At 67.4% G+C, this 19,201-nt stretch carries 20 protein-coding genes; 14 read left to right on the forward strand and 6 right to left on the reverse strand.

The window, feature by feature from the left end:
- Positions 1–190 precede the first annotated feature (190 nt).
- Genes cobO through ABZW74_RS20880 form a run of 3 tightly spaced genes read left to right on the forward strand, consistent with a single transcriptional unit; the run spans position 191 to position 3,892 of the window.
- On the forward strand, positions 191–808 hold the full coding sequence (cobO, locus tag ABZW74_RS20870) for a cob(I)yrinic acid a,c-diamide adenosyltransferase (protein ID WP_240856902.1): 618 nt from the start codon (positions 191–193) through the stop codon (positions 806–808).
- 10 nt (positions 809–818) lie between these two features.
- Positions 819–2,234, forward strand: a complete 1,416-nt coding sequence (locus ABZW74_RS20875) for a cobyrinate a,c-diamide synthase (RefSeq protein WP_240856903.1) — start codon at positions 819–821, stop codon at positions 2,232–2,234.
- 11 nt (positions 2,235–2,245) lie between these two features.
- Entirely contained in the window at positions 2,246–3,892 is a 1,647-nt protein-coding gene (locus ABZW74_RS20880) for a GAF domain-containing sensor histidine kinase (RefSeq protein WP_240856904.1), read from the forward strand.
- Positions 3,893–3,897: 5 nt separating this feature from the next.
- Here the strand turns inward: ABZW74_RS20880 and ABZW74_RS20885 are convergent, their stop codons facing one another.
- The gene (locus tag ABZW74_RS20885; protein WP_240856905.1) at positions 3,898–4,569 is read right to left on the reverse strand and encodes a response regulator transcription factor; all 672 of its coding nucleotides are present in this window, start codon (positions 4,567–4,569) and stop codon (positions 3,898–3,900) included.
- Positions 4,570–4,713: 144 nt separating this feature from the next.
- On the opposite strand from ABZW74_RS20885, the gene ABZW74_RS20890 reads away from it, so the two are divergent.
- The 4 genes from ABZW74_RS20890 (at position 4,714) to ABZW74_RS20905 (ending at position 8,919) form a co-directional block, all read left to right on the forward strand.
- Positions 4,714–5,709 (forward strand): acyl-ACP desaturase, encoded by a 996-nt coding sequence (locus ABZW74_RS20890; protein ID WP_240856906.1) that lies wholly within the window; start codon positions 4,714–4,716, stop codon positions 5,707–5,709.
- On the forward strand, positions 5,706–6,056 hold the full coding sequence (locus ABZW74_RS20895; protein ID WP_240856907.1) for a hypothetical protein: 351 nt from the start codon (positions 5,706–5,708) through the stop codon (positions 6,054–6,056). Before ABZW74_RS20890 ends, ABZW74_RS20895 begins: the two co-directional genes overlap by 4 nt.
- Positions 6,057–6,084: 28 nt before the next feature.
- The gene (gene cobA / locus ABZW74_RS20900) at positions 6,085–7,329 is read left to right on the forward strand and encodes a uroporphyrinogen-III C-methyltransferase (protein WP_240856908.1); all 1,245 of its coding nucleotides are present in this window, start codon (positions 6,085–6,087) and stop codon (positions 7,327–7,329) included.
- A 75-nt stretch (positions 7,330–7,404) separates the two neighbouring features.
- Positions 7,405–8,919 carry a DHA2 family efflux MFS transporter permease subunit gene (locus tag ABZW74_RS20905; RefSeq protein WP_240856909.1) on the forward strand — a complete coding sequence of 505 codons (1,515 nt, stop codon included), beginning with the start codon at positions 7,405–7,407 and terminating at the stop codon, positions 8,917–8,919.
- A 15-nt stretch (positions 8,920–8,934) separates the two neighbouring features.
- Here the strand turns inward: ABZW74_RS20905 and ABZW74_RS20910 are convergent, their stop codons facing one another.
- The gene (locus tag ABZW74_RS20910; protein ID WP_240856910.1) at positions 8,935–9,540 is read right to left on the reverse strand and encodes a TetR/AcrR family transcriptional regulator; all 606 of its coding nucleotides are present in this window, start codon (positions 9,538–9,540) and stop codon (positions 8,935–8,937) included.
- A gap of 98 nt (positions 9,541–9,638) precedes the next feature.
- Here ABZW74_RS20910 and ABZW74_RS20915 point away from each other — a divergent pair, with 98 nt between their 5' ends.
- Positions 9,639–11,297, forward strand: coding sequence for an MFS transporter (locus tag ABZW74_RS20915; protein ID WP_355279053.1), 1,659 nt, complete (start codon positions 9,639–9,641; stop codon positions 11,295–11,297).
- Here the strand turns inward: ABZW74_RS20915 and ABZW74_RS20920 are convergent.
- Positions 11,235–11,846: an AAA family ATPase gene (locus ABZW74_RS20920; RefSeq protein WP_240856912.1), complete on the reverse strand. Its 612-nt coding sequence runs from the start codon at positions 11,844–11,846 to the stop codon at positions 11,235–11,237. The genes ABZW74_RS20915 and ABZW74_RS20920 overlap by 63 nt on opposite strands.
- A gap of 62 nt (positions 11,847–11,908) precedes the next feature.
- On the opposite strand from ABZW74_RS20920, the gene ABZW74_RS20925 reads away from it, so the two are divergent.
- Complete coding sequence (locus ABZW74_RS20925) at positions 11,909–12,439, forward strand: pyridoxamine 5'-phosphate oxidase family protein (protein WP_355279057.1); 531 nt, start codon at positions 11,909–11,911, stop codon at positions 12,437–12,439.
- Positions 12,440–12,606: 167 nt separating this feature from the next.
- On the opposite strand, the gene yaaA is transcribed toward ABZW74_RS20925, so the two are convergent.
- Entirely contained in the window at positions 12,607–13,347 is a 741-nt protein-coding gene (gene yaaA, locus ABZW74_RS20930; protein WP_355279060.1) for a peroxide stress protein YaaA, read from the reverse strand.
- Between the two features lie 39 nt (positions 13,348–13,386).
- Between yaaA and ABZW74_RS20935 the strand changes: the two genes are divergently transcribed.
- Positions 13,387–15,117 (forward strand): proline--tRNA ligase, encoded by a 1,731-nt coding sequence (locus ABZW74_RS20935; RefSeq protein ID WP_240857030.1) that lies wholly within the window; start codon positions 13,387–13,389, stop codon positions 15,115–15,117.
- A 25-nt stretch (positions 15,118–15,142) separates the two neighbouring features.
- Here ABZW74_RS20935 and ABZW74_RS20940 read toward each other — a convergent pair whose 3' ends face one another.
- Complete coding sequence (locus ABZW74_RS20940; RefSeq protein ID WP_355279061.1) at positions 15,143–15,577, reverse strand: ferritin-like domain-containing protein; 435 nt, start codon at positions 15,575–15,577, stop codon at positions 15,143–15,145.
- Entirely contained in the window at positions 15,574–16,092 is a 519-nt protein-coding gene (locus ABZW74_RS20945; protein WP_240856915.1) for a twin-arginine translocation signal domain-containing protein, read from the reverse strand. The genes ABZW74_RS20940 and ABZW74_RS20945 overlap by 4 nt, the downstream gene beginning before the upstream one ends.
- 142 nt (positions 16,093–16,234) lie before the next feature.
- Here ABZW74_RS20945 and rimP point away from each other — a divergent pair, with 142 nt between their 5' ends.
- From rimP to ABZW74_RS20965, 4 genes are all read left to right on the forward strand, one after another.
- Positions 16,235–16,783 carry a ribosome maturation factor RimP gene (rimP, locus tag ABZW74_RS20950; RefSeq protein ID WP_240856916.1) on the forward strand — a complete coding sequence of 183 codons (549 nt, stop codon included), beginning with the start codon at positions 16,235–16,237 and terminating at the stop codon, positions 16,781–16,783.
- 49 nt (positions 16,784–16,832) lie between these two features.
- A complete protein-coding gene (gene nusA, locus ABZW74_RS20955; RefSeq protein ID WP_240856917.1) occupies positions 16,833–17,846 on the forward strand; it encodes a transcription termination factor NusA in 1,014 nt (337 codons plus the stop codon).
- Between the two features lie 43 nt (positions 17,847–17,889).
- Entirely contained in the window at positions 17,890–18,270 is a 381-nt protein-coding gene (locus tag ABZW74_RS20960; RefSeq protein WP_240856918.1) for a YlxR family protein, read from the forward strand.
- A gap of 79 nt (positions 18,271–18,349) precedes the next feature.
- A partial coding sequence (locus ABZW74_RS20965) for a translation initiation factor IF-2 N-terminal domain-containing protein (RefSeq protein WP_355279065.1) occupies positions 18,350–19,201 on the forward strand: 852 nt, incomplete at its 3' end.

A 19,201-nucleotide genomic window follows, 5' to 3' on the forward strand; every position in this document is an offset into this window, starting at 1 on the left:
GCACATCGCGCGCCGGGGTGTCGACAGCGTCGTCGTCGACTGCGAACAGGGGATGGTCCGGCTGGGTTTGGCCGCCGACCTCGCAGCGCACCTCGGTGGCGAGCTGATGGCGATCGACGAGCTGTCGCGCTCGGCGTTGCACCGATCCCACCCGGCAGCCTGATCACGCCCGCGATCGAGGAGACAGACTGTGCCACAGGGAGTTCCCGCCACCATCCCCGACGACGGCCTCACCACCCGGCAACGCCGCAACACGCCGGTACTCGCCGTGCACACCGGCGACGGCAAGGGAAAGTCCACCGCCGCATTCGGGATGGCGATGCGTGCCTGGAATGCCGGGATGCGGGTCGCGGTGTTCCAGTTCGTCAAGAGCGCGAAATGGAAGGTGGGCGAGGAGTCGGCGATGCTGGCGCTCGGGGAGGTGCACACCTCCACCGGCGCGGGTGGTCCGGTCGAGTGGCACAAGATGGGGCAGGGGTGGTCGTGGTTGCGGGCCAACACCGAGCACACCGACGACCATGCGGAGGCGGCCCGGATCGGGTGGACGGAGATCGCCCGGCGACTCGCGGCGAACGAACACGACTTCTATGTCCTCGACGAGTTCACCTACCCACTGGACTGGGGCTGGGTGGACACCGACGAGGTGATCGACGCACTCACCGCACGTCCCGACCGCCAGCATGTGGTGATCACCGGGCGTCGTGCGCCGCAGGCGTTGATGGACGCCGCTGATCTCGTCACCGAGATGCGTAAGGTACGACACCCGATGGACGCCGGGCGTAAGGGCCAGAAGGGCATCGAATGGTGAGGGCGCTTCGGTGAACGCCGGGATTCCAGCCGTGGTCATCGCCGCACCCTCATCGGGCAGCGGTAAGACGACCGTGACCACCGGACTCGTCGGTGCGCTGCGGGCCGCCGGGCATCGGGTGGCGCCGTTCAAGGTCGGGCCCGACTACATCGACCCCGGCTATCACGCGGTCGCCGCGGGTCGGGTGGGACGCAATCTCGACCCGAATCTCGTTGGGGCCGAGCTGATTGCGCCGCTGTTTGCGGCCGGGTGCGCGGGCGCGGACATCGCCGTCGTCGAAGGCGTGATGGGTCTGTTCGACGGCCGTATCGTTCTGGGTGACGACTCCGGTGACTCGGATCTGCTCGGTCGGGGTTCGACTGCGCACGTCGCCACACTGATCGGGGCCCCCGTCGTCCTCGTGGTCGACGCCGCGGGTCATAGTCAGTCCTTGTCGGCAGTGCTGCACGGATTCCTCAGCTACGAGCCGTCGGTCCGAATCGCGGGGGTGATCCTCAACCGTGTGGGGTCCGAGCGTCACGAAGCAGTTCTGCGGCAGGCATGTTCGCGCGTGGGTATGCCGGTGTTCGGTGTGCTGCGCCGTGATCCGTCCCTGGCGGTCCCGTCTCGTCACCTGGGCTTGATTCCCGCCGCCGAACGCAGCGCGGAGGCGATGGCCGCTGTCGACGCGATGGCCCGTGGAGTGGCTGCATCTCTCGATCTGCCCGCGATTGTCGCTGCGGCGCAGACTGCGTCGCCGCCGATCGTCGGGGCGTGGTCGGCGGGCGATGCGGTCGAGGCAGTCCAATCACCGGCCCGGACCCCACTGATCGCGGTGGCCGGGGGTGCAGCTTTCACCTTCGGCTATGCCGAGCACACCGAGATGCTGCGTGCCGCTGGCGCGGAGGTCGTCGGCTTCGATCCGCTGCACGACCCACTCCCGGCTGGTGCCGGGGGCGTGGTGATCGGTGGCGGATTCCCGGAAGAGCATGCAGAAGCGTTGGCGGCCAACGAGATCCTTCGTCACGGATTGCGCGACCACGTCCGCCGCGGTGGTCCTGTGCAGGCGGAATGTGCGGGCCTGCTCTACCTGTCGACCCATCTCGACGGTCATCCGATGAGCGGAGTCCTCGACATCGAGGGGCATTTCGGTCCGACGCTGACGCTCGGCTACCGAGACGCCGTCGCCGTCGGTGATTCGGTGCTGTACCGCAGCGGCGACCGCGTGACCGGCCACGAATTCCACCGCAGCCACGTCGTTGCCGTTGGTGCCGACGCCCCCGGTCCGGCGTGGGCGTGGACCGGTCCGGACGGCCGGGCATCGATGCACGGTGTCGCGACGATGGCTGTGCATGCGTCGTACCTGCACGTTCATCCGGTTGCCGTACCGCACGCGATCCGACGTTTCGTCCATGCCGCAACGATATTCAGTGCGGCCGCAGCATGAGGGACAGAAGCATGCGAGAAAGCGGTCTGCGAGAAGCGCTCGACGCCGTCGCACGCCACGGCGCCGACGACCCGACCCTGATGCGGGACCTGCTCGAAGCGGTACTCGTGGTGGGGCAGGGACTCGACCTCGACGACGCGTTGCAGCGGATCGTCGAGGTCGCGGTCGGCGTGGTCGACGCCCGCTACGGTGCGCTCGGTGTTCGCGGACCCGATGGCGACCTGAGCGCCTTTGTGTACACGGGGATCACACCGAAACAACGTGCGCAGATGGGCGACTTGCCGGTGGGCCGCGGCGTGCTCGGCGTGCTGATGGACGACCCGCACATCCTGCGCATCCCCGACCTCTCCCAACATCCTGCGTCGGTGGGTTTTCCGCCTCATCACCCGCCGATGACGACATTCCTCGGTGCGCCGATCATCATCCGTGGGGCCATCTTCGGCCGGATCTACCTCACCGAGAAGCGATCTGCATCGGAGTTCACCGAACTCGACGAGACCCTGATCGCAGTGCTTGCGGTGGCCGCGGGCATCGCGGTCGACAACTCGCGGCTGTTCGAGCGGGCGCGTACGCGTCATCGCTGGATGCAGTTGGTTGCCCGGCGCGGGTCCGAGCCGCTTGCCGGAATAGCGTTGTCGGACACGATGTCGCGCCTGTGCACCGATGTCGCCGATCTGGTCGGCGCCATCGATGTGTTCATCGTCACCGACGACGCGGGTGAAGTGGAGATCCGCGGCCACACGGGTGCGGCGATCGAACCCGACGCGTTCGCGAGTCCGTCTGCGACCTCGCTCAAAGTGCAGCGCAGCGGTGAGATCGCCCCCGCGTTGGTGCGGCGAGGTGCACAGTGGACCACGGTGCAGCCGCTGCAGCGCGCCGCCGGCGCCTTCGGCTGGATTCTGATCACCCACCACGACCGTCCTCATTGGGAGCCCGAGGAGATCGCCGGGCTCGCCGGTGTCGCCGAGGTGGCCTCGCTCGCCGTCGTCTATGCCGAACAGCAACAGGTGGCCCGCGATCTCGAGGTTCTCGAGGACCGGCATCGCATCGCACGTGACCTGCACGATCACGTCATCCAGCGACTCTTCGCGGTCGGCATGTCGGTCCAGACGCTGTTGGCGCATGCGTCGGCAGGAACATCGCCCGATCCGGAGTCGGTCAACAATCGCCTCGAGCAGATCATGACCGACCTCGATCGCACCATCGCGCAGATCCGGACGTCGATCTTCGACCTGCAGACCGTGCCCGGCCACCACGACACCTCCACGCTGCGTCGTCGGGTGCTCGACATCGTGTCCGAGCTCTCGGTGCATGCGCCCATCTCGCCGAGCGTGTCCTTCGACGGCCCAGTCGACACCGTCGTCCCCGAATCGCTTGGGCCGCACATCGATGCGGTGCTCCGCGAAGGGCTCAGCAACGCGCTCCGCCACGCCCACGCCGAGCATATCGGGGTGTCGGTGAGTGCCGACGACGTCCTCACGGTCGAGATCACCGACGACGGAGTGGGTATCGGCACCGACGTCACCTACCGCGGACTGGACAACCTGACTCGCCGGGCCGAGGAATGCGACGGGACGTTCACAGTGGTAACCACGCCCCGACACGGAAAACACAGCGGCGGAACCACGTTGACGTGGTCGGTGCCGCTGGTTGGCTGAGTGCCTCAGAGCTTCCCGTCGCGCAACTTGGTGGCCATCACCGCGACCTGGGTGCGCCGCTGCATGTCGAGTTTGGCCAGGATGCGTGAGACGTAGTTCTTGATCGTCTTCTCCGCCAGGAACATCTTCCCGGCGATCTGGCGGTTGGTCATGCCCTCGCCGATGAGGTTGAACACTTCGCGTTCTTGCGCGGTCAGTTCGGCGAGCGGATCGTGCTTTTCCTTGCCGTTGCGCAATTTGGCGAGAAGTGCGGCGGTACTGCGATCGTCGAGCAGCGAACCGCCGCGTCCGACGGTGCGGACTGCGGCCACCAGGTTGTTGCCGAGGATCTGCTTGAGCACGAAGCCCGACGCGCCGGCGAGGACCGCGGCGAGCAGGGCGTCGTCGTCGGCGTAGCTGGTCAGCATCAGACAGTGGATCGACGGTTCGGCGGCCCGGACGTCGCGGCACAGTTCGACGCCGTTGCCGTCGGGCAGGCGGACGTCGAGCACGGCGACATCCGGCTTGGTCGCCAAGATGCCGACCAGCGCCTCGCGGACGGATGCCGCCTCGCCGACCACCTTTATGTCGCCGGTGGTGCCGAGCAGATCACGCAGGCCGCGTCGAACGAGTTCGTGGTCGTCGACGAGGTACGCGCGCACGGGCCTGTCAGGGCCTGGGGAGCTGTCATCAGGCATGGCCCCGAATTTACCGGAGTCGGTGGCCAAACTCGCGACGTCGGTCCCGGTCGGTTCGGGACTTTGGGCCCACGATCGCACCACCTTTCACACCGCAGAGTGATAGCTACCCGAATCAGGCAACTCATCAGATCAGGAGTGCACGTGACCATCCTCATCGGATCACCCGAGCTCAACGATTCCGGAATGACCGGCTCGGACCTCCTCCGGGAATTGCTCCCGGTGTGCGAGACCGAGGTCGAGCGACACATGAAGATGACCAAGGACTGGCATCCGCACGACTACGTGCCGTGGGACGAGGGCCGCAACTTCGCCGCCCTGGGCGGCGACGACTGGGATCCCGAGCAGTCCAAGCTGTCCGACGTGGCGAAGGCCGCGATGATCACCAACCTGCTCACCGAGGACAACCTGCCGTCGTATCACCGCGTGATCGCCGACAACTTCAGCCTCGACGACGCGTGGGGATGGTGGGTCGGTCGGTGGACCGCGGAGGAGATGCGCCATTCCACGGTGATGCGCGACTACCTCGTGGTCACGCGCGGAGTGGACCCGGTGGAGCTCGAAGAGATCCGCATGCAGCACATGACGTCGGGCTTCAACCCGCTGCCCGAGGACGACGGTCAGCGCGACCACAGCTTCGACATGCTCTACGCCGTCAGCTATGTGAGCTTCCAGGAGCTGGCCACCCGGGTGTCGCACCGCAACACCGGCAAGGCCTGCGGTGATCCGATCGCCGACCGCATGCTGCAGCGGGTCGCGGCCGACGAGAACCTGCACATGCTCTTCTATCGCAACATCGTCGCCGGCGCGCTCGACCTGGTGCCCGATCAGACGATGGCCGCGATCTACGGGATCGTCTCGAACTTCCAGATGCCCGGCGCCACCATGCCGAACTTCCGCCGCAACGCGGTTCTGATCGCCAAGGGCGGCATCTATGATCTGCCGCAACACCTTTCGGAGGTCGTGATGCCAGTCCTGCGCAAGTGGCGGATCTTTGAACGTGACGACTTCGGTCCCCTCGGTGAGCACTACCGCGAGTTGCTCGCCGACTTCCTCGAGCAGATGAACGTGAAGGTGGAGAAGTTCGAGGCCGCGCGCGAGCGCGCACTCGAGCGGCAGCGCGCGAAGGGACTGGCATGACGATCATGGAGCCGTTGAACATCCAGGTGCTCGCCGACCTGCCCGAGGGCCCGGGGTGCGCGGGCTGCTGTGGCAGCTGCGAACAGCCGGCCGGTGGAGAACCCATCGCGGATTCCACCCCGGTGCTCGCGGGATTCGACACCGCCATCGCCATGGCGGAGGCAGCTGCCGACCACAACCCGACGTGGTGGAACGAGATCCGGGCCCGGGCCGACGACCCGAGTGCGGGCGAGTACTGCAGTTCGCTGCTGCTCGGTGCGATGCTGGAATCGTCGGCGCATCGGCTCGGTGTCCCCGTCGCCGACGTGTGGGCACACATCCGCCGGACCGGGGAGCTCCCGCTCTGAGGGGTGGTCGTCGGTAGGATCTCCTGCCATGCCCGACACCCACGACCATCCTGTGACAGGTGACGACGAGATCCGCACCCACTACCTCGTCGGACTCGACCTCACCGGCCGCAAGGTGGTGGTCGTCGGCGGTGGATCAGTGGCCCAGCGACGTCTGCCCAATCTGGTGTCGGCGGGTGCCGACGTGCACATCATCGCCATCGATCCGACGCCTGCCGTGGAGTCCTACCCGGGTGTCACGGTGCACCGTCGCGCCTACGTCGCCGGTGACCTCGACGGTGCCTGGTACGCGATGGCCTGTACCGACGATCCCGCCGTGAATGCGGCCGTGGTCGCCGAGGCCGAACAGCGTCATACCTTCTGCGTACGGGCCGACGACGCCCGGTTCGGCACCGCCGTCACGCCCGCGTCGGGCCGCCATCGAGACGTGCATTTCGGTGTGCTCGCCAGTGGCGACCACAGGTTGTCGGCGGCGTTGCGGGCCGCCATCTCGAAAGCGCTCGCCGACGGGTCCCTGACCGTCGACGACGACGCTCCGCACCCGGCCGGCGTCGCGCTGGTCGGAGGTGGTCCGGGCGACCCCGACCTCATCACCGTCCGTGGTCAACGTCTGCTGATGGAGGCCGACGTGGTGGTCGCCGACCGCCTCGCGCCCGCCGAACTACTCGCGGCGCTCGGGCCACAGGTCGAGATCATCGACGCGGCCAAGGTGCCCTACGGCCGAGCGATGAAGCAAGAGGCCATCAACGACGTCCTGGTCGCCAAGGCCCGTGAAGGGAAGTTCGTCGTCCGCCTCAAAGGCGGCGACCCCTATGTCTATGGCCGAGGTTTCGAGGAACTGCAGGCCTGTGTCGACGCGGGCGTACCGGTGACGGTCGTACCCGGTATCAGCAGTTCGATCGCGGCACCGGCCGCGGCCGGTATCCCGGTCACCCATCGTGGGGTGACCCACGAGGTCGTCATCGCCTCCGGGCACGTCCCGCCGGGACATCCGGACTCACTGATCGACTGGTCGGCGATGGCCAAGCTGCGCGGCACCCTCGTCCTGATGATGGCCGTCGAACGCGTCGAGGTGTTCGCCGACGCACTACTGGCCGGCGGACGGCCTGCGACGACACCGGTCGCGATGATCGAGAACGGGTCGCTGCCGACGCAGCGGGTGCTGCGCACCGACCTGGCGGGTGCGGGTGCGGTGGCGGCCGCCGAAGGGCTCCGACCGCCCGCAATCGTCATCGTCGGGGATGTCGCCGGATTCACCGAAGGAGCGGTCTAGTTGTCGCGGTAGGACAATCGACCAGACCAATGGGGATTGGCATATGACGCCCATCGGGCGGTAGCGTCGTCCGTTATGGCGACTTCCGGAACGTGGCATCAGACGCCCACGGCGCAACCGGAATACCGTCGTGTCTTCGGCCCCGCGATCCTCGTCCTGTCGGGTATGCAGCTCCTGATGGTGCTCGACGGCACGGTGGCCGCGTTGGCGCTGCCGCGGATCCGGGACTCGCTGTCGCTCTCGGAATCGAGCGCCAACTGGATTATCACCAGCTATGTCCTCGCCTTCGGCGGCCTGATGCTGCTCGGCGGGAGGCTTGGTGACGCATTCGGCCGCAAACGGATGTTCATCGTCGGCGTCACACTGTTCACCCTGACCTCCCTGCTGTGCGGGTTGGCGTGGAATGAGCCGAGCCTGGTGATCGGGCGTGCACTGCAGGGTGCGTCTGCGGCGATCGCGGCACCCACGGCGATGGCCTTGGTCGCCACCACCTTCGCACCCGGCAAGGCCCGGAGCCAGGCCTTCGCCATCTATGCGGCGATGACCGGTCTCGGGTCGGTGGCCGGATTGATTCTCGGCGGCGTGCTCACCGAACTGTCGTGGCGATTGGTGTTCCTGATCAACGTCCCGATCGGACTTCTCGTAGCGATCGGCGCAGTCTTCGTGCTCCGCGAATCGCAGGGAGAGCGGCTGGCGCTCGACGTGCCGGGTGCGGTGCTCGGAACGCTGGGCTGCACCCTGCTGGTACTCGCGGTCAATGAGGGGCCCAACGGCTGGACCCGACCAATCGTCGTCGGTTCGTTCGTTCTGGGTGCGCTGGCCCTGGCCGCGTTCATCGTCGTGGAGCGTCGGGCGGCCAACCCGATCCTGCCGTTCGTGCTGTTCGACAACACGAGCCGCGTGGCCGCCCTGGTCGCGATCCTGTTGGCCAGCATGATCATGATGTGTATGGCGGTGTTCATCTCCCTCTATCTGCAGGGAATCCTGAAGTACTCGCCGATCCAGAGCGGTCTGGCCGTGGTGCCGTTCGCCTTGGGGCTCGGGATTGCGGCGGCGTTCGCGTCGAAGCTGTCGTTGATGATCCAGCCGCGGTGGCTCGTGCTTGCCGGTGGCGCGGTGATCCTGTTCGGCTGCTTGTACGCATCGTCGATCGCCACCGACATGCCCGACTACTTCCCGAGCATCGGACTGCCGGTCGTGACGATCGGTTTCGGTGTGGGCCTCGCCGTGATCCCGTTGACGCTGTCGGTCGTGGCGGGCGTGGGACCGAACGAGATCGGCCCGCTGACCGCGCTCGCCCAGGTCGCGCAGAACCTCGGCGGCGCGATCGGTCTGGTCGCGGTCGGTGCGATGGTGACGTCGCGTGCGCTGTCGCAGGGCGGTACCACCGGTCCGGTGGAGGCCATGAATCCGGTGCAACTCGCCGCCCAGGCCGACGGGTACGGGCTCGCGTTCGCGTGCTGCGCGGGGATCGCAGTACTCGCCGCAATCGTCGTGCTGTTCATGCGGTTCACGCCGGAGGAAGTCGCCGAGGGGCAGGCCGCTCAGGAAGCCGCTGACGCCGGCATGTCGGTCGATCCAGAGGACTGATTTCCCCGCCGCTGTTCAGTCCGCGAGAGACACAGCTCCGGTGACGACGATCTGCGCGAGCAACTCGGCACGTTCGCGTCGGAAATCCGCGCCGTCGAGCAACACGGCGAACAGCATGCCGCCGACGATCGCATCCATCGCCGATTCGGCGGCTGCGGCCCCGACGGGCGAGTCGGCGGCGGCAAATCGCGCCCGAATCTTCTCGCGCATGGGTTCGCTCAGACTGGCCTTGAACCGCTCCTCGGTTGCGGCATCCTCGAGACCTGCTGCCGACAACGTGCGAACGATCGCGCGACCCTGCTCGGTGGCAAGGATGTCGGCGACGCGGCCTGTCCACGCCGTCAGGTCCTCGATGAGCCCGCCGCTGAACGGGATCTCGGGGGAGATGGCTGCCGCTTCGTCGGCGAGCACATCGGCGACCAGTGCGGTGCGGTTGCGCCACCAGCGATAGATGGTCTGCTTCCCGACACCGGCAGCCGCTGCGACGCCCTCGATGGTCAGGCCGTCGAAGCCGCGCTCCATGAGCTGTGCCCGGGTGGCCTCGAGGATCGCCAGGCGCGACCGTTCGCTGCGTCGACGCACCGGTACCGGATCGTGCTCCGAGACATGGCCAACGCTCACCCGGTCATCGTATCGAGGCGAATCCCTCACTCGGTGCGAGATGATGACCTACCGTGGGAGCGAGACGAGACGCATCGTCTCGTTTGGGAGGGGCATCGATGACGAGTGTGACGACAAGCGTGGTCAAGAAGGCGCCGTTCCCGGAGGTGGGTTGGGCTCCGCGAGCGTCGGCGACCTGGTTGGTGATCGTGGTCTGCTCGGCGCTCGGGTTGGTGATGGCAGCGATGACCGCGCTGAATCTCGCATTGCCCTACATCGCGGCCGACATACAGACCACGTCGTCGCAACTCACCTGGCTGGTGGATGCCTACACGGTGGCACTCGCCGCGCTGTTGCTCCCGGCGGGTGCGATCGGCGACCGACGCGGCAGACGCGGCGTCATGATCGTGGGACTTGCCTTGTTTGCCGTGGGCTCACTGGTGGCCGTGGTCCTGGACGGACCGTGGGAACTCATCGCGTCGCGAGCGCTGTGTGGAGTCGCTGCAGCCCTGATCATGCCGGCGACGCTGTCGCTGTTGACCTCGCACATGCCCGCGGATCGTCGGCACATGGCGGTGGCCATATGGGCCGCGGTGGCCGGCGCGTCGGGACTGGCGGGATTCTTCCTGTCCGGGCTCCTACTGGAGTTCTTCGACTGGCAGTCGATCCTGCTCGTGCTCGGTGGTTTCGCTGCGCTACTCACCTTCCTGGCCATGACCATCGGCACCTCGCGCGACGAGCATCCCGGCAGGTTCGACGTCGTGGGATCGCTGCTCGCACCGGCCGGTGTTGCGCTGTTCGTCGTCGGACTTCTCGAGGCGCCCGGGCACGGATGGGATTCGGTCCTGGTAATCGGGTGCCTCGTGGGCGGCGTACTGCTCGGCGTGGTGTTCGTGATCGCGGAGTTGAGATCGTCGAACCCGTTGCTCGACATGCGCCTGTTCGTGAATCGCGCGTTCTCGGCGGGTTTCCTGTGTGTGGTCCTGCAGTTCTTCGCATCGCTGGGCATCTTCTTCGTTCTGTTGCAGCAACTTCAGCTGAGCATCGGCATGTCGGCGTTGATGGCGGCGACGGCGATGCTGCCGATCGTCGCAGTGCTGATGGTGATGTCACCGGTCAGCGCGTGGCTCGCCGTGCGCGTCAATCTTCGGTACGTGCTCGTCTTGGGTAACGCGCTGACGGGACTCGGCATGGTGTTGATGGGTGTCATCGACTATTCGACCTACCTCGGGGTGCTGCCGATGACCATGGTGGTTGCCTTCGGCCAAGGGTTTGCGACCGCACCACCGACCACCGCGATCATGTCCAACACACCCGCCGAGTCGCAGGGCGTCGGGTCGGCCGTCAACGACACCGGCCGTGAGCTCGGCGCCGCCATCGGCATCGCGGTGGCCGGAAGTGTGGTGGCGTCCGGATATGCACACCATCTCGCGCCGTTGCTCGACCAACTCGCCTCCGTGCCCGGCGGTGACGACATCGCGGCGCCGGTGTCGCGCACCCTGGCCGAGGCACTCGTCGTCGCCGACAAGATCGGACCGATGAATCCTGTTCTGGCCGAATCTATTCGGGTGCAGGCCACCGCGGCCTTCGACAGCGCCGTTGCGTCGGCCTGCCTCGTCATGGGAATCGTCGTGCTCGTCGGCGCAGTGGTGCTCGCGATCGTCAGTCCGCGCCGTATCGGTGGAAGTTCGGATCCGATCGAGCCCGAGCCCGATTCAGAACCGGATGTGGCGAGCTCCGACGGTGAGACGGCGGACTTGATACCGCGCGGCCGATAGCCGCTCACCCGAGAGTTCGACGCCGAGCTTCTCGGCGATCAACTCCACGACCTGATCGACATTGAGGTCGTCGTTGGAGATGTGGTGTGCGAAGCGTTCCGAGGACAGCGCCGTGACGCAACGATCGATCTGTGCCATCGCCCAGGTCTCGGAGCGGCCGACGACCCGTCCCAACGCATACCCGCTGCGCTGCCGGAGCCGACGCCGCAGGGTCTCCGGTCGTGGGCACAGCGCGAAGTGTCGGGCGTCGATACCACGGGAGTGCAGTCCGTCCATGATCTCATCGAAATACGCGGGTACGACAAGGGTCATGGGCACGATCACCGGGCCGTCTGAAGCGTCGACGGCGTCGGCGAGGGTTGCGGCGACGGCCGTGCGCCACTGAGGTCGATCCTGGAAGTCGTTTCGCGCGGCGGGCGGCAGCATCCTGTGGATGCCGTAACCGATCAGCTCGGGGTCGGCGACGTGCGAGTCGGGCAGCCTCCGATGCAGTTCGAAGGCAGTCTGGGTTTTACCTGCGCCGAAGGCTCCGTTGATCCACACCAGCATTGCGTCGAGGATAGCGGCGCGTGGACCGATGACTGTCGTCGACCGAACGGGTCAGAACCCGTATGAAGGCCACAAATCTCGCCGAACTGTATGAGGTCGACACCCTCAGCTGGGAGCCCGTCGCGCAAACACTCGATCGTGGAGTCGACCAGGTACCGGGAACCAGCGGTCCCGATCGGCACACGTGGTGGCTCGCCACCATCAACGCCGACGGCAGCCCGCACGTCACCGGCGTCGGTGCGCTCTGGCAACACGGCGCGCTGTGGTTCGAGACGGGCGCATCGACGCGCAAGGGGCGCAACGTGGCTCGGGATCCGCGCTGCACCTTGTCGTTGGCCACGCAGGAATTCGACGTCGTCCTGAAGGGCACGGCCGCGATCGTCGATGACCCCGAAGTGGTCGCCGAGATGGCGGCATTGTGGGCGGTCGACTGGCCATGTCGGGTCGATGACAGCGGTATCGCATTGACTGCCGACTTCAGCGCGCCGTCGGCGGGACCGCCACCGTGGCGGGTGTACAAGGTGACGATCACCGGAGCGACCGTGCTGCAGCCGGTCGAGCCAGGTGGCGCCACTCGCTTCGAATTCGATTGATCCGACGAGCTCGGTGACCACCGCTCTGAACTGGGGGAAATACAGCCTGTCGAGGAGTCGCGCCTGACACTCTGTGTCCTGTTGGAGAACGCGAGTGCTGCAGCACTCGCGTTCTCCGATTCGGCTCCGGTTGTCGGGGGTGCCGGCCGCGGCGCTGATCCGAACACTCAGTCGGTGATCACGACGATCTCGAGTGCGTTGGCGATCTCGACTCGCTGACCGGCGTCTGCCAGCACCGCGGCGAGTGCGTTCACGTCGCGGAGGTTTCGCCGCGTGCGCACCAGCTCACGTGCGACGAGTCCCTTGTAGTGCTTGTTGAAGTGGCTCACCACTTTTCGTGATCCGTCTGCGGCTTCGGTGACCACGGTCGCGGTCACCGCGCCGCGCACCGGGCCAAGTTGCTGATACACCCCAGACCGCAGGTCGACGACGAAGTCGTCGACGGCGTCGAGTGCGTCGGACAGGTCTGGCTTCCATTCGGCGGCCAGCGTTCTCATGCCCGGAAGCTTCGACCCACCGGACAGGCGGTACGCCGGGATCATGTCCGAGCTGCGCACCACACCGAACAGAGCCGAACCGATCGCAAGCCGATCGGCCGCCTTCGTCTTGCCCGCGCGCGTCAGCGACCGGTGATCGAGTGCGTCGTAGAGAACGCCCGTGTACCGCTCGATGGCCGGCCGGGTAGGGGAGAGCCAGAGGTCGGCGTTGCGATCGGCCTCGGCGAGCTGTGTCGCCCCGAGCCCGAGTGCTCGTCGGCTCGCGTCAAGGTCCGACGAGAGAGCGACGAGTGCCTCGCCGATCCGCTTGCGAATCGGATTGAGCTCGGGGAAGGCGAGGGTGTCGAGGTCGAGCGGCGCGCCGGCGCCGCCGTCGGATTTGGTCTCGGAGGGAGGCAGGATGACGAGCACCGCCACACCCTAACTAAACTCGGGGCCGTGATCACACGCATGTCGACCCTGTTCCTGCGAACCCTGCGCGACGATCCGGCCGACGCCGAGGTGCCCAGCCACAAGCTCCTCGTCCGCGCCGGATACGTCCGTCGCGCCGCGCCCGGCGTATACAGCTGGCTGCCGCTCGGCGTGCGCGTCCTCAAGGCCGTGGAGAACGTGGTCCGCGAGGAGATGGACAACATCGGCGCGCAGGAGATCCTGCTTCCCGCGCTCTTGCCGCGCGACCCCTACGAGACCACCGGCCGCTGGACCGAGTACGGCGACGCGTTGTTCCGGCTGAAGGATCGCAAGGGCGCCGACATGCTGCTCGGGCCCACCCACGAGGAGCTGTTCGCGCAGCTGGTCCGGGGCGAGTACTCCTCGTACAAGGATCTGCCGGTGATCCTCTATCAGATCCAGACCAAATACCGCGACGAGGAACGGCCGCGCGCCGGCATTCTGCGCGGGCGCGAGTTCGTGATGAAGGATTCGTACTCCTTCGACCTCGACGACGACGGTCTCAAGGCCGCCTACATCGCGCACCGCGACGCCTACCAGCGGATCTTCGCGCGGCTGGCAGTCAAGTACGTCATCGTCGCCGCGACGTCCGGCGCGATGGGCGGTAGCGCCTCGGAAGAGTTCCTGGCCGAGAGCGAGGTCGGCGAGGACACCTACGTCCGTTGCATCGAATCGGGCTACGCGGCCAACGTGGAGGCGGTCATCACGCCCGCACCCGAAGCGATCCCGTTCGACGACGCACCTGCAGCGGTGGCGCACGACACCGGTGACACCCCGACCATCGACACCCTTGTCGCGTGGGCCAACGAAGCACTCGAAGGTACCTTCACGGGCGCCGACACCCTCAAGAACGTGCTGGTGAAGACGCGGGAGCCGGGCGGCGACTGGGAACTGCTCGGCGTGGGGGTCCCCGGAGACCGGGAGGTCGATTTCAAGCGTCTGGAAGCGTCGCTCGAACCGGCCGAGGTCGAATTGCTCACCGACGCAGACTTCGCCGCCAACCCGTTCCTGGTGAAGGGTTACATCGGTCCGAAGGGACTGCAGGCCAACGGTGTTCGCTACCTGGTAGACCCGCGGGTGGTGGACGGCACCAGGTGGATCACCGGCGCCGACGAGCCCGGCAAGCATGTGGTGAACCTGGTCGCGGGCCGCGACTTCGTCGCCGACGGCACCATCGAGGCCGCCGAGGTGCGCGACGGCGATCCGTCACCAGACGGCAAGGGGCCGCTGGTGTCGGCCAAGGGCATCGAGATCGGGCACATCTTCCAGTTGGGTCAGAAGTACACCGACGCCTTCGAGGTCGACGTGCTTGGCGAGAGCGGCAAGCCCGTCCGCCTGACGATGGGTTCCTACGGCGTCGGCGTCTCCCGTCTCGTCGCGGTCATCGCCGAGCAGTGCCACGACGACAAGGGGCTTCGCTGGCCCCGCGAGGTGGCGCCGTTCGGCGTGCATCTCGTGATCGCCAACAAGGACGAGGCAGCCATCGCCGGTGCGAACGAACTCGCCGAGGATCTCGACGCAGTCGGGGTGTCGGTCCTGCTCGACGACCGCAAGGCGTCCCCGGGAGTGAAGTTCAAGGACGCCGAACTACTCGGCATGCCGACCGTGGTGGTGGTGGGCCGCGGATACGCCAACGGCACCATCGAAATTCGCGATCGTTTCACCGGAGAGACCACCGAGGTCGCAGTCGACGGCGCCGTCGACGCCGTGGTGGCTGCCGTCCGCGGCTGACCGACGGAGTCCACCACCCTGTGAACTACGTGGGACTGCCGGGGAAGGTCACCGTGACCGGCGTGATCGCCAACGCGCGTCGCCAGTAGCTGATGTCGAGCGCCGATGCGGTGAGTCCGTCGACGCCGATCCGGCGCGCGACATCCGATTCGGATTGTTCGAGAACCACACGATAGGCAGTGGCACAGTCTGTTTCGGCAGCGAGGGCCGCGCGTGCCGCGGTCACCGGGTTGCTGACCTGGACCGGCAGCGTGTAGCCGGACGCCGCTTCCGGAGGGGTGCCGCCGGCGGCGCTGATGGCGGCATTCACCCCGTCGCGTTGCGCACGGTGGGCGGCGAGCTGGTCGCTGATCTCCGCGCGTCGGGCCGACGACACGTAGGCGCTGATCACCCCGTAGGTGAAGATGGCCGCGTTCTCCGCGTTGGCCGCCGCCACCAGTGCATCGATGGTGCTGCTCATGCCAACTGCACCTCGACCATCGCGTTCACGGACGCGGCGACCGAACCGGCCAGGCCGGCGGGGTAGCCGCTGCGGACGATCGCGGCGTCATGGGCCTGGCGAGCCGAGAGTCGCAGTTGCCCCCGAAATCCGTCGACGGAGGTGACCGCGGGGCTGCCGGGCGTGGGTGCCACCGATGTGGTCGACGAGGACGCGGCGGCCTCGAGTTGCTTTGCGGTGTCGCGATGCAGGCGGGTGATCTCCTCCCTCAAGGCCAGCCCGTGCGCCGCGCGCTGATCGGCCACCACCGCCAGTGCTGCGGCGTAATCCGCGTGCGCCGGGATGAGCGTGCGGGCGGTATCCGAATCGTCTTGCGCGGTTCGCGCCAACGGTAGGAGCGCCTCGGCGGTCAGCTGCTCGGCGGACGGGCCTTCGTCGCCGCACGCGGACACGCCGGCCAGTGTCACTCCGGCGGTCACGGCGAGTCCGCCACGCAGCACGGACCGTCGACTCACTGATGGGCTCACCCGACACATGATGCCAGTCGGGCGATGGCATGGGGCGCCGGGTGAATCCATTACGATGTGACAGGCAGGTGCGCGCGAACGCCGCCACGATCGCGGTGCGGCCGCGTCGATCCACCCGCCAGACACGACAAGTGAAGACGAGGAGAGTGCGATGCCGATCGGTTCAGCGGGGTTGCGCGAACTCGTCGAAAAGCTGGTCACGGATCGGGGTTTCGACCTCGAGGACGCGGTGGTCCGCACCCGGGACGGGCAAGAGGAATTCTCGATTGTGGTCGACCGCGACGGCGGCAGCGACCTCGATGTGCTCGCCGAACTGAGCAACGAGATCGGCGAGGTACTCGATGCCGCACCGGACCTCGCCGACACCCCCTTCACGTTGGAGGTCACCTCCCCCGGAGTGGATCGCCCGCTGACCCTGCCGCGGCATTGGCGCCGCGCCCGTGGGCGCAAGGTCGTCGTCGACAGCGGTTCCGATGGCGGGAAGGCGACGATCGCCGGCCGCGTCGGACCGATCACCGACGACCAGGTGTCGATCGTCGTCAACCGCAAGGGTCGGCTCGACGTCGCGACCGTTGATCTCAACTCCATAACCAAGGCGGTCGTGCAGGTCGATTTCAGCCGCCCGAGCGTTGCCGAACTGGAAATGTGTGGCCTCGACACCGCCGAGATCGAGGCCAGGGTCCGCGCAGCAGACAAGTGAACAGTCCAGACAAGTGAACACAGAACAAATGAATAGGAGCGCAGCCCGCATGAACATCGACATCAACGCCCTCCGCATGATCGAGGCCGACAAAGGGATCTCGATCGACACCGTCATCACGGCCATCGAGACCGCGTTGCTGACGGCCTATCGCCACACCGAGGGATTTGCGCCGCACGCGCGGATCGACGTGAACCGCAAGACCGGCGCGGTGCGCGTGATGGCGCAGGAGCTCGATGAGAACGGCGACGTCGTCCACGAATGGGACGACACCCCCGAAGGCTTCGGCCGGATCGCCGCCACGACGGCGCGGCAGGTCATCCTCCAGCGTCTTCGTGACGCGGAGAACGAGAAGAATTTCGGTGACCTGGTCACCCACGAGGGTGAGATCGTCGGCGGGGTGGTCCAACAGGATGCCCGGGCGAATGCGCGCGGGATGGTGATCGTGCAGATCGGCAGCGACGCCAACAGCACCGAGGGCGTGATCCCGCCTGCCGAACAGGTCCCGGGCGAGTCGTACGTCCACGGCGAGCGCATCAAGTGCTACGTGGTCGGGGTCTCGCGCGGACCGCGTGGCCCCCAGATCACCTTGTCGAGGACACACCCCAACCTGGTGCGCAAACTCTTCTCGCTGGAGGTTCCCGAGATCGAGGACGGGTCGGTGGAGATCGTCGCGGTCGCGCGGGAGGCGGGTCACCGGTCCAAGATCGCGGTGCACACCGGGGTCGCCGGACTCAACGCCAAGGGAGCCTGCATCGGCCCGATGGGTCAGCGAGTGCGCAACGTGATGAGCGAACTCGCCGGCGAGAAGATCGACATCATCGATTTCGACACCGATCCCGCCGTCTTCGTCGGGAATGCACTGTCGCCCGCGAAGGTTGTCTCGGTCAACGTCGTCGATGCGGCCGCCAAGGCGGCGCGGGTGGTGGTGCCGGACTATCAGCTGTCGCTCGCCATCGGCAAGGAAGGACAGAACGCCCGACTCGCCGCCCGCCTCACCGGCTGGCGCATCGACATCCGGTCGGATGCCGACGCCGAGGGCGACCCGGGACAGGGTCGGTGACGGCCAGTTGTCCTGGAGCGACAGGTTCGCGCTAGACTGATCGATGGTTCAGCGAAAGTCGTCGGTTCCGTCCAACGGAGGCCGACGTGATCGTTCCGCTCGCCGCAGGCCCGTCCGAACGTGTATCGGATGCCGGCAGCGGGCAGAGGCTTCAGAACTGGCTCGGGTCGTCGTGGCTGTACGCGACGGGTCGCCGGTGATCGTCGTCGATCGAGCGAAGACCATGCCGGGTCGGGGCGCTTGGTTGCATCCGCGGGCGGACTGTTTGTCCGCAGCGATGCGACGTAGGGCGTTCGCACCGGCACTTCGGGTACGCGGCCTGGCTGTGGACCCGGCGGACCTCACCGAACAGCTCGGTGCGGTCATCGACACACAAGGCTCTCCGGAGCCGGAACAGGTAGCAGAAGACATGAGCACCCCGTGAAGTCCCCACGATGAGCATGTATCGGACATAAATCGAGGCCGTGGCGGGCAAGCCGCTCGGCCTCCAAGTGAGGAGAGCAGTGCCAGGCAAAGCCCGCGTGCATGAATTGGCCAAGGAACTCGGCGTGACGAGCAAGCAAGTGCTCGAGCGGCTGAAGGAGCAGGGCGAATTCGTCAAATCGGCGTCGTCGACCGTTGAGGCCCCCGTGGCCCGTCGACTGCGTGAATCCTTCCCCGGTAGCGACGGGGGATCCGCCAAGGACGGTGGCGCAAAGCCGTCCGCATCGTCGGGCGCCAAGCCCGGCCCCCGTGCCAACGGCGCTCCCAAGCCGGGTGCGCCGTCTCGTCCGGCGCCCGCGCCGGGACCCAAGCCAGGAGCTGCCAAGCCGGCCCCCGTGGCCGAGGCCACTCCCGCTCCTGCGGCGTCGGCACCGGCCCCCGCAGCAGCACAGGCCCCGCCGCCCACTCCGAGTGCCCCGGCGGCCTCGGCGAAGCCTGCCGCACCGGCCGCCCAGTCGGGATCGGCGCAGTCCGCACCGGCCCAACAGGGTTCGACCAAGCCGGGGTCTGCGACACCGGGTCCGCGTCCCGGTCCCAAGCCGGGACCGCGTGCGCCTCGCGTCGGCAACAACCCGTACTCGTCTGCTCCGGCCCCCGCGCCGCGTCCGGTGGCTCCGCGCCCCGGCCCCGGTCAGGGTGGTCCGCGTCCGGGCGGCGGTCGTCCCGCTCCCGGTCAGGGTGGTCCGCGTCCCGGCGGGGGCCGTCCGGCTCCCGGCCAGGGCGGACCCCGTCCGAGTCCCGGCAGCATGCCCCCGCGCCCGAATCCGGGTGCGATGCCCAGTCGCGCCGGTCGCCCCGACGCCGGTCGTCCCGGCCGTGGCGGTCCGGGCGGTGGCCGTGGCGGCGCCGGCGGTGGTGGCGGCTACCGCGGC

This window comes from Gordonia sp. NPDC003585 (assembly GCF_040610755.1).
GTDB lineage: Bacteria > Actinomycetota > Actinomycetes > Mycobacteriales > Mycobacteriaceae > Gordonia.